This is a genomic window from Pseudoalteromonas sp. PA2MD11, assembly GCF_017808125.1.
Classification (GTDB): Bacteria; Pseudomonadota; Gammaproteobacteria; order Enterobacterales; family Alteromonadaceae; genus Pseudoalteromonas; species Pseudoalteromonas simplex.
The window spans coordinates 606,006-621,775 of sequence record NZ_JADKNF010000001.1; the positions used below are offsets into that span (position 1 = coordinate 606,006).

A 15,770-nucleotide genomic window follows, 5' to 3' on the forward strand; every position below is an offset into this window, starting at 1 on the left:
CATGTCTTATCTCACGCAATTAAAAACCTTTGTTGAAGTTTATCGTTGTAAAAATATTACGAAGGCTGCGGCTAATTTAGGCTTATCTCAGCCTTCAGTGACCTCACACATTCAAGCAATGGAAACTGTAGTTGGTAAATCTTTATTTGAGCGCAAAGCCCGCGGTGTTACCCCCACTGCCGCTGCACATGATTTAGCGCTGCAGGTTTCTGGTCATATCGATATATTAGAGCAAAAAATCATGTCGATACGGGCACGTTCTGATGCCGCGCATGGCACAGTTAATATTGCAGGACCTGCCGAATATATTAGTAGTGTATCGGGGCCACAAATTGCCAACTTACTGCAATCTGGCAATGTAAATCTTGTTCTGCATATTGGTAATAAAGTGAGAATTTTTGATGCCTTGCAATCAGGTACTGCAGATATTGCTATTGCCGCATCAGCGCCTGATCCAGCACTATTCGATAGCCTTGTGCTCGACAAAGAAAAGCTCATTTTGGTAATGAACCGCCTACATGGAAGAGAAATCAAAGACAGCACCATTACCGCAGATTTACTCTCAAGCTACAATGTCGTTGCTTATGATGAAGAACTGCCTTTGATCAGACAATACTTTGAAGCTGTATTCAACGCAAAATGCCACTCAAACGTCATTGCTATTTGCCCAGACATACGTGCTATTAGCAATATTATTCGTTCAGGTATTGGTTATTCTGTATTACCCGATTACCTTTGTCGCGATCAGATAAAAGCCGGGGAGCTTGTGCAACTAGGGCCCGAAGGCCCAGAAAACATAATTTACTTAGTTTGGAACAAAGGGGCATTAAAGCACCCCCGTATTGCATTTGCCAAAGATGTTATTTCGGCCTTTGCAAATATTAATTACTTTGCAAACTAAGCAAGGCTTGTTTTGCGTCTAGCAGTTTTACTCGTGGGGCAAGCGCATTTAGTGCGATTAAATGTAGCATTTCAGATACTGTGGTACACACATCTGTCAAAACTTCTACGTCGTACTCTTTAGCTTGCTCTGAGATAGCTGTATGAGTCACACAGTTTTGCGTCATCATGCCTGCGATCAAAAGTTTTTTAATACCATGCTGCTTTAAAACATCTTCTAAATTAGTTTGATGAAAGCTGTCTGCATAGTGTTTTACAACCACAGGGGCTTTTGGTTCTGCATTTAAAATATCAGGATGAATATCAACACCTTCTGTACCTTCATTAAAAAATGGCGCTAAACCCTGAGAAGGATCAGCAACATGCTGAATATGAATAGGTAAAACCCCGCGCTCTGTGGCTTGTTTTATCACATCGACGAGCTGATCTTTTACTTGTTTAGCCTGCCATAAAGGAAACGCGCCATCCTCAAAGTAATCATTCTGTAAGTCGATAATTAGTAATGCTGTGTTTGTCATTGTATAAACCCTTTTTCATTGTATTGACGCCTAGTTTGCTGAATTTTTAACGTATCAAACAGTGACCCAAACACCATTTATCGATAATATTGGGCCAAAGTGTTTGATAAGGCTTTACCATGAATGTTGCAGTATTCGCATTTCCAAATATCAGTCCATTTCACCTTGCAGTACCATGCATGGTGTTTGGTGAAGGCGCTCGCTCGGCTGGTATCAAAGAATTTAACTTAGCAGTGTGCAGCGAAAGTAAAGCTGTAATGCCCTCAAGCGCGGGGTTTGATATTCAAGCGCATCACTCAATAACAAAGTTTGATCAAGCAGATATTATAATTATTCCGTCTTGGCCATCACCTGAAACAGCCCCCTCTAAAGAATTAGCAACCAGTTTGCTAAACGCGCATAGCCGTGGCGCTATAATTGTAGGGCTTTGTTTAGGCGCTTATGCGTTAGCGCACATTGGGCTTTTAGATAATATTGAAGCAACTACCCACTGGGCATACAGCGATGACTTCAAAGCGCGCTTTGCAAAAGTGAAGCTTAACAATCAAGTGCTTTACCTTGAACATAATCGGCTATATACATCGGCAGGAACAGCGGCAGCCATTGATTGTTGCTTATATTTAGTTCGCAAATTTTTAGGAAGCGAGCAAACTAATGCTATTGCCAGAATGATGGTAACTGCGCCGTATCGCACTGGCGGGCAAACACAATTTATTGCCCTACCCGTCCCGCAAAATGTTGCTGATGAGCGTTTAGCAAGCTTGCTTGAACAGATGCAAAAAAACTTAGCTAGCAACCATACGATTGATACACTCGCAGAGCAAATGCACATGAGCCGACGCACCTTTACCCGCCACTTTCAATCGCTTACTGGACAGAGCGTTGGGCAGTGGCTGTTAAATCAACGTTTAAACCACGCGCAGCGACTTCTTGAGTCAACTGATTTACCACTAGAACATTTAGCCGAGCAATGCGGCTTTGGCTCATCTGTTACTTTACGTCACCATTTTCGTTCTCAGTTTGGTTTATCACCGCGAGACTGGCGTAATGCATTCCGCCAAGCATGAAGCTTAGGTATAATTAGTTTTTCGACTCGATTTTGGTTTTTAAATGAAAAAGCTTTCTAAAGTACAATTAAAACAGCAAGCCCTTGTATTAAATGTTGCCAATTTCTAAAAAGCCACCTTAACTAAGGTGGCTTATGAAGTTATCGATTAATTGCCGCATCTATTGATAAATACACATAGTTACTAAATTTAGGGTTTGCGAGATGCCCCCCCTCAGCAATGGTTTCTAACAGCTGCTCATAAGTTTGTTTATCTGTATTATTACCAGCATAACCATAAAGTAAAATGTTCACCTTCTCTGCCGTAACGTCAGCTACAGGTTCCGCGAAAACACTACCAAACGATAAGTCAGGTATTTCACCTCGGATCCCTCCAGAAATTTGCCAATCAAAACGCGTTGCGGCTGCATCATCAACTAAAAAGCTAAATGACCAATAAACACGAGCAAAGCGACTGTCAGCACTACTAAAATCATAATTCAAATCAGAACTACTTAGGAAATTTAGTAAGCTGTCTCCAATTTCATTTGAAATTTCAGGCAAAGCAGTTAGTTCAAAGCTACCGTCATTATCCACACGACTTCTAGCATAACTAGTGGTTCTCATAGTGCCACTTTCTATACTTTGTGATTCAGAATTTACTTGAACATGAAAATTATGTTCAGTTGCTGATGGGAATACATAAAGATATTCAGAGTTGCTAAGAAATGAAAAATCAATAAGGTGATATTGGTGCTCTTCTAAAAAATAACCTCGGGTGCTGGTATAGTCGATATATGGGTTATAATCAGCAAGAACTTCAACACCTTGATGGATAAAATCAGACTCTTTTATTTCTATCGTGTTTGAGTTTTTAGGGATTTCAATAATCGCGGCTTTTGCATCGTAGCCATATTTAGATTTAGCTTGAATATAAAGTTTATTGTCTTCAGGGCACACTGAATAAGTATCACCTAATGTCGTACCATTATCCAAACCTAAAGTGTAGTCATAGGAAATACTTCCTAATTGCGAAGTGTCAAGTTGATAATCTTCACAACTACAGTTTAAGCTAGGGTCAAAAAAACTAAAGGTACCTAAGTTTGAGCGTCCTTCAATATCTAGTTCAGAAGAAATAAACGTATATTTTTCAGCGTCTTCTACTGTCTCCCCCAAGATTGAGATGTGTTTAGTGCCTTTTGGAACCGTATCAGAGAACACTCCCTCTTCATTCGTTTTAGCAAAACCAATCGGTGAACCATTTTCAGCATGGAAGACAATATCAGCTTGGTAAGGTACATCAGAGCATCGAAAGCTATAATTGCGCGCTTTTAAAGATATTGTTTGTAAATCACTAGCTCCTCCGTCACCTAAACCTTGGTTTCCAGAGCTGCTTTCGTCTGATGAACTCCCCCCACATCCAGTCAATGCAAGTACGATAGCAGTGAGTAGAGGTAGCTTAAGAAATTGCTTCATTTATTAATCCTTTAAAATATAAATATTCAATCTTTATTATCCATATTTGTGTAATACGGTAGCAAGTTTTATTTTTCACTCAGTGCAAATGAACGTTAAGTTGTTGCAGCAATCAAAGCTTAGGTATAATTAGTTTTTCGACTCGATTTTGGTTTTTAAATGAAAAAGCTTTCTAAAGTACAATTAAAACAGCAAGCCCTTGTATTAAATGTTGCCGACGCCCTTGAAGAGCAAGGTCGCGCAGAACTTGAAGGCATGTTGCAATGCTGGTTTGATGTGGAGTACCACTTATTCCCAGGCTCATTGCTATTATGTTTTCAATTTGAAAACCAGCAAACACTCGATGCAGCGACCCCAGAGCTATTAAAATGGCAAAAACGCCTTAGTGGCGCAATGCTGAAAAAAGGCGTGATTTTAAAAGACATGCGCAGGCATTTAGTGTTTACCCTAAAAGGCCCAGACGATTAAATGAGGTGAGTTGCGAGTTAGCAAGAGTGTAGCCGCTATTTTATACCGCGTAGGAATGGTTAAAGGTGCTAGGTGCTAGGTGCTAGGTGCTAGGTGCTAGCAGCATAGTATTGGTTTTGGATTCGTAAGGGGGTTCCATACCCAATCGACTTTTTTGTTCGGCGTTGGAACGCCTCCTACATCTCGTATTTCGATGGCTTAAAGCGTCTGCTTTTCCACACCCATTTGCTTCACATGCTCAACCAGCTCAGGGAAAAACGCTAAAAACACCGCGTCTAATTGTTGGTAGTGGCGAGCAATATCTTCAGCGGCTCCTGCAAAGTTATTAGCAAAGCGAATACGCTTGGCGATGTTATCAAGGGCAAGGCCGACCCCATCGAGGGTTTCATATTCTTTAAACCAATCATTGTTGGTCATACTAGTCACAACTTGCTGCATACGCGAAGGCATCATGGCTTGCCTAGCATTTAAAAGCCCATAACTGTGCTGTTTGAATTCAGCTAATGGTTGGTCATTAAACCGCTGCCAATGCTGAATTAGAAAGTGATCGAACGCTACATCAATCGCGACACTTGCAAAGCGTTTACGTGCTGGCGAAAAGTACTGCTTAGCCTCTTTTACAAGGGGATGTGAGTCAGTAAACCTATCAACCAAATAATGATTTTCAAGGCCATTTTTAACCGTATTGGGTAACTGCGCAGAATACCGACGCCCACCAAAGTCCCCCAGCAAATTACCAAAATGTGAATCAGCCGTCGGTTGTGCTAAATAAAGGTGAGCCAAGTAGTTCAACGCATTCTCTAAAAAAAGTCATTTTATGCATTGTAAAAGAATACAGGTGAAAGGGTCTAGGGGCACGAGTTGCGGATTAGCAAGAGTGTAGCGGCGATTTTATATCGCGTAGGAATGGTTAAGGTGCTAGGTGCTAGGTGCTAGGTGCTAGGTGCTAATATCATAGCGTTGGTTTTGGGTTGGAATACCTACCAATTTGACTTTTTTCGGTGTTAAAACGCCTCCTGCACCTCGCATCTCGCTAACTTTTCAATCTGATAGCTGACGGCTGAAAGCTGATGGCTCCAAACGTTCAGTTTCACCCCGCTCTAACCAACCTACGAGCTAATGAATCAAGCACTGTAGGTCGTCATTTATGGCGACACATAATCGCTAACATTGACGGGCTAAAGCCCGACCTACATCTTGCTTCTGTGGTTTAGATAAGCATCGCGCGAAATAAATTTCACGCCTACGGGTATGCATTTCACTGAAACTGCGTGCAGGCTGATCTGACTTATAGCTTAAAGCTTACAGCTCTGTTGTTTTAATCTAACCTCTAAACACTTATATCTGATACCTAATATCACCATTTTTTCAGCGTTAAAACGCCTCCTACACCTCGCATCTCGCTAACTTTTCAATCTGATAGCTGACGGCTGAAAGCTGATGGCTGCAAACGTTGAGTTTAAATCCGCTCTAACCAACCTACCAGCTAATAGCCATACAAATAACTCACCTTTATGACTTTAAATTAAATGCCAACATGACAAGAGCCGATATGATCGCAGAAAGAGAAATTAACCGCATAATCAAAATAACTATTTTACCTGCACCGCTTGAAGTTGTACTTCTGAATAGTAGCGGGTATTCGTGGAATTTTAAAAGGTACAGCACATCAAAAAGACCTACTCGCATACTATCTAGCGTAACAACATCGCCACTTTTTTGATGAATTTCACAAGCGTGTAAATTGGCCGTTTTTTCGTTCACAGTATGACCACTTCTACCGTGAAAAGTATAATTAAAAATGATTTCTTGGATATCGCCCTTAGCGATTTGCAAAACTTTTGAAGCTTTACCCTCTATTGCTTGCCTATCTATTTCGAGTGAGTCTTTAGATATACTCATAACCCACTTACGACCAAATCCAAATTTGTTATAAATCACAATTCGCTTGATAACAAATACACAAAGATAACAACTCACACAAGTTACAAAAGCAGGTATCGGCTGCATCGTTTCTTGAAGCACTAGGCTCATTACAGCAATAGCGATAGTCATAAAGAAAAATAAAAATTCAGCTCCGCCCGACAGCACAGCTAGGCCCGGTAGCGACTTTAGTTTTGAATTAGAGTCTGCTTGTAAAACTGTCTTTTTATAGAAAGTTGAATACCTAAACCAAACTCGGTCGCTCAGGTTTAAATCTAGGGAGTGCTTCGAAAGTGGCTGATTATAATCCATTATTTAAGTTTCCATTTTTAAAACACAATTTTGCCATTACTTTCCTATTAAGCCAACCTATGTACTTGATAGTATATTTACTTTACCTTTATGTACTAAACTAACTGCCCAACAAAGTTAACCATATTGTGAGCTACAATTGGAAAAACAAGGCTACCAGTACGCTCTCTTAACCACAGCAAAATAAATCCATAACTCCCAGTTAATACGATTCTGAATGCAGACAAATGCCACTCACCATCTATATGCATAACCCCATGAACTAGACCAAATAATAAAACCAAAAGTAACCCTGCAATGTTTATTGGCGAGCCAAAAAAGTTAATGCGCGATGAAACAACAGCCAACGAAAAACAAAATAATAAAACTCCTCTAAACATTGGTTCTTCATCTAACCCAGGAATAAGAGCTTGATAGAGTAGCGTTTCAAAATCGAAATTTGGTCCGTTACCAAGGCTAAGCGTTACAATAATCTGCAACGCAACAAACAGGGTTAAAACAACGAGTGCAGGCTTAATAGAGCCTTCATTTTGTCTAAGAGTAAAACCAGCGTCCTTGATTTTAAAGTCACTTTTAAAAGCTGCTAATAAAGCCAAAACCAAAGCCCAAAGAGTAATAGCGACAATTTTACCTGACCAATTCCATTTGAGATCTGTAAAGAGTAAATCTAAGGAAATGAACTCTTTACCTTTGAATAAAGCTAAGAAATAACAAAATAGAATTAACAGAGTAGCAAGCAGCCAAGTTAAGTTTATAGTTACTTTACTGAATGCTTTTAAAATTAAAACGAGTAACAGAACCACGCCTAAATTGGCGAGTATTCCAAAATACATATCTGGCATAACCGTCCTTGGTGAGCATAAAGCTCAAACTTTATTATTGTTTAATTTCTATGATAAACACAAAAACAACCTATTAAACAGATATTTGTTTGAGTTTAAATTCCCATTGAGCATATTTTTATTTTAAAAGTATATTGAACCACAGAGAGCACCGAGGCACTTTGCGCTACACAGAGAAAAGTAAGGTTTAAAAATAATATTCACAAAGAGGATAAGAGACGCTGCGCTTTAGAGGAAAAAACAAAATACTCTTTTGGTCTATCTCATTTATTTCTCATTCTTTTCTCTTTGTGCAAAAAAATATTGAACCACAGAGAGCACCGAGGCACTTTGCGCTACACAGAGAAAAGTAGGGTTTAAAAATAATATTCACAAAGAGGATAAGAGACGCTGCGCTTTAGAGGAAAAAACAAAATACTCTTTTGGTCTATCTCATTTACTTCTCATTCTTTTCTCTTTGTGAAAAAAATATTGAACCACAAAGTACACCGAGGCACTTCGCGCTACACAGAGAAAAACAGCATTTAAAAATAATATTCACAAAGAGAATAAGAGACGCTGCGCTTTAGAGGAAAAAACAAAATACTCTTTTGGTCTATCTCATTTATTTCTCATTCTTTTCTCTTTGTGAAAAACAAATTGAACCACAGGGTTCGGCGAAAAAACGCCTAAACTCGTATCTCGCAAACTTTTTCGTCTGATAGCTGACGGCTGAAAGCTGATAGCTCCTACTCCTAGCAACTCGCTAACTTGTTGGGTTTCGCTTTGCTCCACCCAACATACGATAAGAGCTACCTTTTACTCTCCCGCAAACTTTAACATTCGCGTTTGGTCGGTAAGCTCAATATCCACCAGCTCGAACGGGGCTTTGGCTGCTTGAGTGACCACAAAAGGCATGGTGAAACTATCATAGCTATCAATCTGTTTTGCTACTTCAACCGTTGCCAGTTTGATGCGCTCACCTTTATTACCTTTGCCAGTTAAGGTTGCACGAATAGCATAGCGGCCTGAGTCGGTCACTTGCACCGGTACTTTAGCTTGGTATTTGTTATTGCCAAGCGCAGTGACTTTGGCTTTATCCATACTGATGGTTTGTGAGCTATGTACAAACGGCATTTTTATAGAGCGTTTTACCGTTTGGCCATTCACTTTAGTGTCTACACTGGCCTCAAGCTCATAGTAACCATTTATTGCGCCTAAGGTTTCAAGCGGGTAATTGAATACTGCTTCACCATTTTCGTAACGTACATCTAGTTTTTCGCCATCAGGGCTTGAAAGCGTTAACTTCACATCACTATCTTTAAAGCGCTTTTTACCCATACTAAGCTGCATAGCAACACGCTGTTGCTGATCTTTCACTTTAAATTGCGATTTAGCATGCAAAGCATTGCTCGAGCCTTTTTCAATCACATGCAGCAAGTAGGTGTCGTTGTCGTTAAGCGCTTGGCTTGTTCTTAACATTGCTTTGCCATTTACCTGACCTAGCTTGAGCCCAACACTGCCATCGCTAAATCCTGCATTTTCCATTTGCTCACGTGCAACCATAGCTTGCATTGGCATTTGTCTAAAGTTGTCATCTCGCACCGACAGTTTATCTAGCTGTAAGCCATGAGGCTTAAATACTTCGCCACTATCAAAGCGTGCTTTAGGTGCAATGCGAATAAAGTTATCAGCTTGGTTTACAAAGACAGGCACACCACGCTTAAGCTCTTTACCCGAAACTTTCTGCCAATATTCAACACTGTCTTTTTCAAGTGTTTGTAGTTGAGCGCTTGATGCTGGTTGAACTTGAGGGAATTGATAAACCGTTTGCTCATTAGCATTTGCGGCTGTGCTTACAAGCACTATTGCAGCTGCAATTGTGGTTAACTTATTAATCATAGCGAGCTCCTAAATTCGGTTTTTAAGCATGTTTGGCAAGCCAAAACAGTTACGTCGACTTTGCTGATGACTCAAAGGCTCACCACCTTGGGTTCGTGATTTATCGGTAAACCACACCACCCCAGCTAACGACTGAGAGCTGCAATTTAAAAAGCCATCTGAACAGCTGTCTAACCAGTTTTGTGTTACTTCAAGGCCCACTTGATTTTGATAACCGCCACAATAGCTGTCGCTATCCCATACCGCTGATTCAACATCACTGCCCACCACGGTTTCGAATCGAGACGGTAAACTTGGGCGGTTCGGTGTGCCATACAGCCACTGTGCGTTATACGATTCCATCCAGGATACTTGCTGTTGTTTTACTGCATCGCTGCCGTAGCCTAAAAGCCAACCCAAGCTTTGCTCAAACGAATTACCCGCAATAACCGCATCAGCCAACGGCGTGCCACCACTTGAAGGAGCCAGAGCAATGGTACGCGTGACTTTGCTAATAATATTTGGATAACGGCTATCCCATGTTGGGTTAGATAAAATCCAACGCACCACATTGCCACCGTTAGAATGGGTGATCAGAGTTAAATCTGTGATGTTTTTATTATTGATAAATGTAGTGAGCTGCCCTGCTAAACAGCCAGATGCCGCGTCTGCCCACATGTATTGATCAAAGTCACAATTAATGACCGTGTAATTACTACTATTTGGTAAACCTTGACGAACCGTGTCGACAAAACTGCCAGTCCAATAGTCATTATACGCATCGCTTTGCTGGCCTGTACCGTGCACAAATGCGACTCCTTGCGCAGCAAAAGCACTGTGGCTGATACCCGCTGCCAACATTAAAGCTGGCACTAGTGAGAGTGTTTTTATTTTCATGTGTGTTCCTGTTGATTGTCATTTTATCTATCAGGTTGGAGGAGTGACCTCCGACCAAAAACATAGACCAAACAGGTACGAAAGCAAGATTTAATTTACATTAATTTAACTTTTGTGCGTTTTTTAAGTACAAATTATTAGGTTTTAGGAGAAAAAGAGGGGGTGAGATGCGAGGTGCGAGGTGCGAGTAAACTTTCCCCTTTACTCTTTCTAGCTCGCTAACTTTTCAATCTGATCGCTGACGGCTGAAAGCTCTTTTGTTCATCGCGCGAAATAAATTTCACGCCTACAGTGCTAGCAAAATATAACGGTATACATTGCACAATGCGAAATAGTATCGCTGCACGAAAGTACTATATCCAGCCCTGTTTAAATTTCATACGTTGTAAATTAAATGTTAAACAGGAGAACACACAATGAAACGCCTATTGACGATGATTGCGCTATGCGCAGGTATGAGCACAACTGCTTTTGCAGCATGTAGAGATAACGTTGTACTGGTACATGGTAATACCGCCTCCCCTTCGAGTTGGAATAACACAATCAACGAATTAAAACGAAAAGGGTATGTCGACAGTGAAATTTTCACCCCAGATTGGGGCTCTAAATCTTGCGCGAGTTGCAACGATCATAACGGCAGTGAAGAAAAGCCCGTACGTAACGCCATTCTTACTGCAATCAACCAATCTTGCACAGGTAAGATCGATATTATCGGCCATTCAATGGGGGTTACACTCGCAGCCCAGCAAATTTATAAGCTAGGCATGGCATCAGATGTTGATACCTTTGTTGGTGTTGCAGGTGCCGCGCGCGGCCTGCTTAGTTGTGGTGTTTACCCATACAATGTGTGGAATAACACATGTGGTTACTATGGCTTATCGGTTGGCAGCCCATTATTAAATAGTATTTATGGAGAAGCATTAGGCGACAAAGTGTATTCCATAAAGAGCTACTCGGATCAAATCGTCTGCTCAACCGGCACTTGTTATGTGTACGGCATTCACAGCAGCCGATTATGGAATGAAAATGCCACCTACACCTACGTTCTCGGCCACTTTGGTTTACAAACCGATACGTATGTAAAACAAGTGAGTTTGATTCAGTAGGTTTGAGTTAGCGAGATGGTAGCAACGATTTTATATCGCGTAGGAATGGTGCTAGGTGCTAACAGCGTAGTGTTAGTTGCGCCTCCCCTATGACTTTTTTCGGCGTTAAAACGCCTCCTACAACTCGCATCTTGCTAACTTTTCAATCTGATAGCTGACGGCTGAAAGCTGATAGCTCCTTTACCCTTTCCCCTTGTAACTTGCTAACTTGTTGGGTTTCGCTCCGCTCTACCCAACCTACCAGCTTGCTAACTTATACTTTTACGAACCATACAGCGCTTTCATTAATTGACGCAGGTTCTTTTGATTAGTTTCCGTCTTAACCAGCGCTTTTAAACGGCTTTTAACCTCTGGTTTTGACTTCGCTTGTTGACTTAACGCCGATATAGCGGCACTGCGAATATCTTTCGGGTTACTAGCGTCAGCAAAGGCATAAATACTATCGACTTGTTCTGCGTCTAACTCATTATTACCCATAGCCTTTAATATCGCCCCTTGCGTTTTACTATCAGTTTCTTGATTTAGTTGATTACTCAAGTAATTCAAACTGGTTTTACTTGGCATTTTTGCCAAGGCCTCTGCTGCATTTAGGCGTAATCTTGGGCTGTCGCCAGCTAAATAATCACCAATAAGCTGTTGATGATCATAGTCTCCGCTATTGCCCAGTGCGGTGATTAGGGCAGATGCTTTTTTATCTGTTGCACTCGAACTTAATGAATCAGCTAACTTTTGGGTTAACTGACTCGAAAACTCACTGCCCTGCTGATTTTTTGCAATCGCCCCCATTACCATTAAAGCACTATGAGCCAGCTTAGAATTTTCTTCATCAAGACCATATGACATGGAATACTCAAAAATCGCCTCAACCTGCATGTCAGTTAACGGTTTTTCACTGTATTTTAGTGCCATTAAACTTCTAAAGCGCTGATTTGGAGAAAATAAACCAGGCTCAACAAATACCTCTGTCAGTAATTGTTTTGAATTAACTGAGTCATGTTTACCTAAGTACATAAACAATTTACTTTCTAAGGGATCTGCAATTGCTTTTGTTGAAATAAGCTCTTTTAAGCTCAGCAAATACTGATCATTGTCATAAAGAAATTGCAAAAGCGTTTTTCGGTCTCCCTCTAGCCAATCCATACTTTTTAAAGCAGTGATAAACGCTTCAGTATTTTTTAAGGGTTGAGGCGGCGCTTTAGGGTAAACCCAATCTGTGCTTAAATTTTCCCATTGATTAGGGTCTTCGGGTAATTGTAGTAACCTTGCATCATCGGGTATCGATTGATTTGAACGATTTAAACTTAGTGTTTGCAGTACTTCAATATTCATACTTCCATCACTACTACTGACTTGAATATGACTATTTCCGAGGGTTTTTGTTAACCAGCATTTATCGTTTTCAAAGATAAACTCATCACTAATAATGTTCGCCACTTCCAACTGCATTAGCTTTTTCGCAGCATTAGTGCTTTGCCTAGTGTCGGTTGATTCTAAATAACTGAGTTTATTTCGCTTTAGTTTATTATCAGCTAACACTGTGTAGAGTGATTTGTACTGACCGATATCATCTCGCTCTTTAACCCAGTACTTATCACCCTGTAAATTTTCAGGGGGTTTTGCACGGTGAAAGGCACGGTATAAAGCAATCAGCTTTTGTTGATCAGCCGCTTTTAATTTAGCGTTAAACCGATAATCTAAAACTTCACCTGAGTTATTGCTAACTTTCACAGCAAAAGGCACAGCATACTCATTGCTGGTACTCACTGTTTTATTCAACTTTGCTTGAGCTTGGTATAGCTCAAAACCCAACCAGTGAAATTTTTCTGCAACTAACAAAGGCCGATAAATTAACCGCCCTTGCAAGTCAAACTGGCTTTTTGAGGGGCTATTCATCGAAACAATATTCGTATCAGCTTTTGATTGAAGTTCACCCCAAACAGTACAATGAGGCACTGCATAAGCAGCCGAAGCATAGCCTAATAAAGTGCCAAATAATAAACTCAGTTTAATTAAACGCATTATACCTATGCCTTCATACTAATAATTTAAGGTTGCTGATTCGTCTAAAATTGTCCAGCTTTTATCGTACAAGGTACTAGTATCGTAGATAGTTTGAGTTTTGGTTTTTGTCTTAACCGTGCAACACCACTTGTATTTAGGGTATTTCACATAAACATAAAATTCGCCGGAAATAGCCTCAATATCATTCGTTACATCAATGCCTAAGGTGATTTTAGAATCAGTGATAGCTTTAGCTAAATCTGCATAAAGTGTGGCATTAAATGTATCTGCAATAATCAAAAAGTCTATACCAACACCGCCACTTGCAATACCTAAGTTTATTTCTGCAGTGGCATACGCATCCATGCTGGCAGTAACAATATCTCCCCCTAAGTCAATTCGGCTATTGCTGTAAGCTAAACCAACCCCTAAATCCAAGCTGCCACTGACACCAGCCTCAACGGTCACCGGAACAATTACAATGGTGAACGTCGTTTCAACCACTTTTTGCTCTTCGCTCCAGCTATATCCTAAAGACTTGTCTAAGGCCGTTAACGTGTCGCCCTCGTCAATTAATGTGTCACCCAGCACACTAAAGTTTGCTGCATAAGTAATCTCACCGTCACTTACATTTGCACTCGCTTCAGCGCTGGCACTAACCAAACTCGCTGATTTATCAAATAGGTAAAGATCTAAATCTGCTTCTACTAGCCCCTCAGCTGAACCACCATTACTAGAAGAAACATTCATATAGCTATAAAAAGAAGGGCTGATTGCCACAGCATCGCTGTCACCATAGGTAGCACTCCAACTACCAACTTTGGCTAACGTTGTTGCTGATGAAGCTGTAGTCTGCATCGCTGGTGCTGACACTATTGTTGTTTTATTACTATTAAGCTCTACCGATTCTGCAGTACTCACTTCATCATGATAAAGCGCATAAGGTACTTCAACGGTAATACTATTATTTTCGCTATGAGCTTCAATTTCATCAGAGTTGTCGTGGAAGGTAAATGTCATGCTAAAACTGTTTTCACCACCATCGTGATCAAAATCATCGTGTATCGCTTTTAGCAATACGCCATTTACTGCAACATCCCAAGGAAAGTAATGAGATTGCTCATGATCAGGAAACTTAATACGCATCGTCTCCATATAAGCTTGTGCTTGCTCATTCCATAAGTGAGCATGATAAGTCGTTTCGCCGATGGTTATTGTTGCACTGATATCAGCCTCGTTGACTGAATTACCAAATTTGGTGGCATTAATAAAGCCTATTAAATCAGGTACTTTTTGCGTTGGTTCACCAGTACCTGTGGTATCTCTTTTACCCGGGCCAGGAAAAATAGCAAAGCCGTCACCCACTTTAAGTTTATCTAAAACAAAATCATGGTAATGACCATCGCCAATGGTTACTGAGCTATAGGTGCTTTCGTCACCAGATTCAATGCCACGGGATTTATTATCTGTAACATCAACTTCGTTTGAGATCACACCACTTGTGTCAACAAAAGCGGCAATGACAAATTCACCCGCAGCGAGATCTTCATTTGGTAAAATTAATGTTGCCGTATGATTTTGCTCGCCTTCTTGTAACTGCTCGATATAAAACTCACCCAAATCGTAGCCATCAGGCTCATCTTCAGTTTCGAGCTCAGCGACTTTACTTCTTTCAATTAAAATAAATGAAACACCAACATGTTCATTCGTTAATAAGGTTGTTTCGGTACTGAAATCAACTGTGATCTGTTGTCCTGGTTGATAAACGTCATCAGAGACTGAGGTCATAGATTTCAAAGCGACATTAGCAACAGCTTCTTGTTCGGTAGAGTCATCATCAGAACACCCAACTATTGAAAGTAGGGATAAAGCCAACACAGCACTAATCCTTTTACACTGATTCATATTACGATTCCTAATTATTGATTGTAATTTCGACAAACTATTAATTAATAAAATGCTTACTTCTACTAACAGTCCGACCGACTTCTTTTCGAAACGGATAAGCTTTAACCCACTCAAATTGGGGTACAAAAGATTCATATTTCAAAGGGTAAATCACAATAATGGATGAATTATGGAGGGATAAAAAAATTTAATAGGTGCGAGGGACGAGGAAGGAGATAATAGATATCAGTCGTTAGAAGTCAGATTAGATTGTGCCTACGCATACTTAAATTGGAATGCTCATCCGTAGGCGTGAAATTTATTTCGCGCGATGAACATAAGAGCATCAGCTTGTAGGTTGGTTAGAGCGGAGCGAAACCCAACATTTGTAGCTATCAGATTACGAACACAAGTTTGCGAGTTAGAAAGAGTAAAGGGGAAAGAGGCGAAATTCGAGTCGTAGGAGATGTATGGACTCCTCCCCCAAATAGGGTGAGTACGGTATAAAGAGATTGGACAATTACTTTTACCAATA

At 40.5% G+C, this 15,770-nt stretch carries 13 protein-coding genes; 4 read left to right on the forward strand and 9 right to left on the reverse strand.

The window, feature by feature from the left end; all coding sequences use genetic code 11:
- Nucleotide 1 precedes the first annotated feature (1 nt).
- The gene (locus tag ISP07_RS02620) at nucleotides 2–901 is read left to right on the forward strand and encodes a LysR family transcriptional regulator (protein WP_138619649.1); all 900 of its coding nucleotides are present in this window, start codon (nucleotides 2–4) and stop codon (nucleotides 899–901) included.
- On the opposite strand, the gene ISP07_RS02625 is transcribed toward ISP07_RS02620, so the two are convergent.
- Entirely contained in the window at nucleotides 882–1,418 is a 537-nt protein-coding gene (locus tag ISP07_RS02625) for a cysteine hydrolase family protein (RefSeq protein WP_062564994.1), read from the reverse strand. The two genes, ISP07_RS02620 and ISP07_RS02625, sit on opposite strands and share 20 nt — an antisense overlap.
- Before the next feature lie 119 nt (nucleotides 1,419–1,537).
- Here ISP07_RS02625 and ISP07_RS02630 point away from each other — a divergent pair, with 119 nt between their 5' ends.
- A complete protein-coding gene (locus ISP07_RS02630; protein WP_054551919.1) occupies nucleotides 1,538–2,485 on the forward strand; it encodes a GlxA family transcriptional regulator in 948 nt (315 codons plus the stop codon).
- A 140-nt stretch (nucleotides 2,486–2,625) separates the two neighbouring features.
- On the opposite strand, the gene ISP07_RS02635 is transcribed toward ISP07_RS02630, so the two are convergent.
- Nucleotides 2,626–3,939, reverse strand: coding sequence for a hypothetical protein (locus ISP07_RS02635; RefSeq protein ID WP_209326695.1), 1,314 nt, complete (start codon nucleotides 3,937–3,939; stop codon nucleotides 2,626–2,628).
- A gap of 159 nt (nucleotides 3,940–4,098) precedes the next feature.
- Between ISP07_RS02635 and ISP07_RS02640 the strand changes: the two genes are divergently transcribed.
- The gene (locus ISP07_RS02640) at nucleotides 4,099–4,407 is read left to right on the forward strand and encodes a hypothetical protein (RefSeq protein ID WP_054560743.1); all 309 of its coding nucleotides are present in this window, start codon (nucleotides 4,099–4,101) and stop codon (nucleotides 4,405–4,407) included.
- Nucleotides 4,408–4,605: 198 nt separating this feature from the next.
- Here the strand turns inward: ISP07_RS02640 and ISP07_RS02645 are convergent, their stop codons facing one another.
- From ISP07_RS02645 to ISP07_RS02665, 5 genes are all read right to left on the reverse strand, one after another.
- Nucleotides 4,606–5,199 (reverse strand): ACP phosphodiesterase, encoded by a 594-nt coding sequence (locus ISP07_RS02645; protein WP_209326696.1) that lies wholly within the window; start codon nucleotides 5,197–5,199, stop codon nucleotides 4,606–4,608.
- Nucleotides 5,200–5,919: 720 nt separating this feature from the next.
- Entirely contained in the window at nucleotides 5,920–6,642 is a 723-nt protein-coding gene (locus ISP07_RS02650; protein WP_209326697.1) for a hypothetical protein, read from the reverse strand.
- A 95-nt stretch (nucleotides 6,643–6,737) separates the two neighbouring features.
- Nucleotides 6,738–7,484 carry a CPBP family intramembrane glutamic endopeptidase gene (locus ISP07_RS02655; protein WP_138599863.1) on the reverse strand — a complete coding sequence of 249 codons (747 nt, stop codon included), beginning with the start codon at nucleotides 7,482–7,484 and terminating at the stop codon, nucleotides 6,738–6,740.
- A 798-nt stretch (nucleotides 7,485–8,282) separates the two neighbouring features.
- Nucleotides 8,283–9,365: a DUF4785 domain-containing protein gene (locus tag ISP07_RS02660; RefSeq protein ID WP_209326698.1), complete on the reverse strand. Its 1,083-nt coding sequence runs from the start codon at nucleotides 9,363–9,365 to the stop codon at nucleotides 8,283–8,285.
- 9 nt (nucleotides 9,366–9,374) lie between these two features.
- On the reverse strand, nucleotides 9,375–10,241 hold the full coding sequence (locus ISP07_RS02665) for a hypothetical protein (protein ID WP_054560749.1): 867 nt from the start codon (nucleotides 10,239–10,241) through the stop codon (nucleotides 9,375–9,377).
- A 416-nt stretch (nucleotides 10,242–10,657) separates the two neighbouring features.
- Here ISP07_RS02665 and ISP07_RS02670 point away from each other — a divergent pair, with 416 nt between their 5' ends.
- Entirely contained in the window at nucleotides 10,658–11,347 is a 690-nt protein-coding gene (locus tag ISP07_RS02670) for an alpha/beta fold hydrolase (protein ID WP_209326699.1), read from the forward strand.
- Between the two features lie 261 nt (nucleotides 11,348–11,608).
- On the opposite strand, the gene ISP07_RS02675 is transcribed toward ISP07_RS02670, so the two are convergent.
- Nucleotides 11,609–13,366 carry a HEAT repeat domain-containing protein gene (locus ISP07_RS02675; protein WP_209326700.1) on the reverse strand — a complete coding sequence of 586 codons (1,758 nt, stop codon included), beginning with the start codon at nucleotides 13,364–13,366 and terminating at the stop codon, nucleotides 11,609–11,611.
- An 18-nt stretch (nucleotides 13,367–13,384) separates the two neighbouring features.
- Nucleotides 13,385–15,253, reverse strand: coding sequence for a hypothetical protein (locus ISP07_RS02680; protein ID WP_209326701.1), 1,869 nt, complete (start codon nucleotides 15,251–15,253; stop codon nucleotides 13,385–13,387).
- Nucleotides 15,254–15,770: the final 517 nt, after the last annotated feature.

Coding starts and splice junctions, on each gene's coding strand:
- ISP07_RS02620 (WP_138619649.1), top strand. CDS start 2: ATGTCTTATCTCACGCAATTAAAAACCTTTGTTGAAGTTTATCGTTGT.
- ISP07_RS02625 (WP_062564994.1), bottom strand. CDS start 1,418: ATGACAAACACAGCATTACTAATTATCGACTTACAGAATGATTACTTT.
- ISP07_RS02630 (WP_054551919.1), top strand. CDS start 1,538: ATGAATGTTGCAGTATTCGCATTTCCAAATATCAGTCCATTTCACCTT.
- ISP07_RS02635 (WP_209326695.1), bottom strand. CDS start 3,939: ATGAAGCAATTTCTTAAGCTACCTCTACTCACTGCTATCGTACTTGCA.
- ISP07_RS02640 (WP_054560743.1), top strand. CDS start 4,099: ATGAAAAAGCTTTCTAAAGTACAATTAAAACAGCAAGCCCTTGTATTA.
- ISP07_RS02650 (WP_209326697.1), bottom strand. CDS start 6,642: ATGGATTATAATCAGCCACTTTCGAAGCACTCCCTAGATTTAAACCTG.
- ISP07_RS02655 (WP_138599863.1), bottom strand. CDS start 7,484: ATGCCAGATATGTATTTTGGAATACTCGCCAATTTAGGCGTGGTTCTG.
- ISP07_RS02660 (WP_209326698.1), bottom strand. CDS start 9,365: ATGATTAATAAGTTAACCACAATTGCAGCTGCAATAGTGCTTGTAAGC.
- ISP07_RS02665 (WP_054560749.1), bottom strand. CDS start 10,241: ATGAAAATAAAAACACTCTCACTAGTGCCAGCTTTAATGTTGGCAGCG.
- ISP07_RS02670 (WP_209326699.1), top strand. CDS start 10,658: ATGAAACGCCTATTGACGATGATTGCGCTATGCGCAGGTATGAGCACA.
- ISP07_RS02675 (WP_209326700.1), bottom strand. CDS start 13,366: ATGCGTTTAATTAAACTGAGTTTATTATTTGGCACTTTATTAGGCTAT.
- ISP07_RS02680 (WP_209326701.1), bottom strand. CDS start 15,253: ATGAATCAGTGTAAAAGGATTAGTGCTGTGTTGGCTTTATCCCTACTT.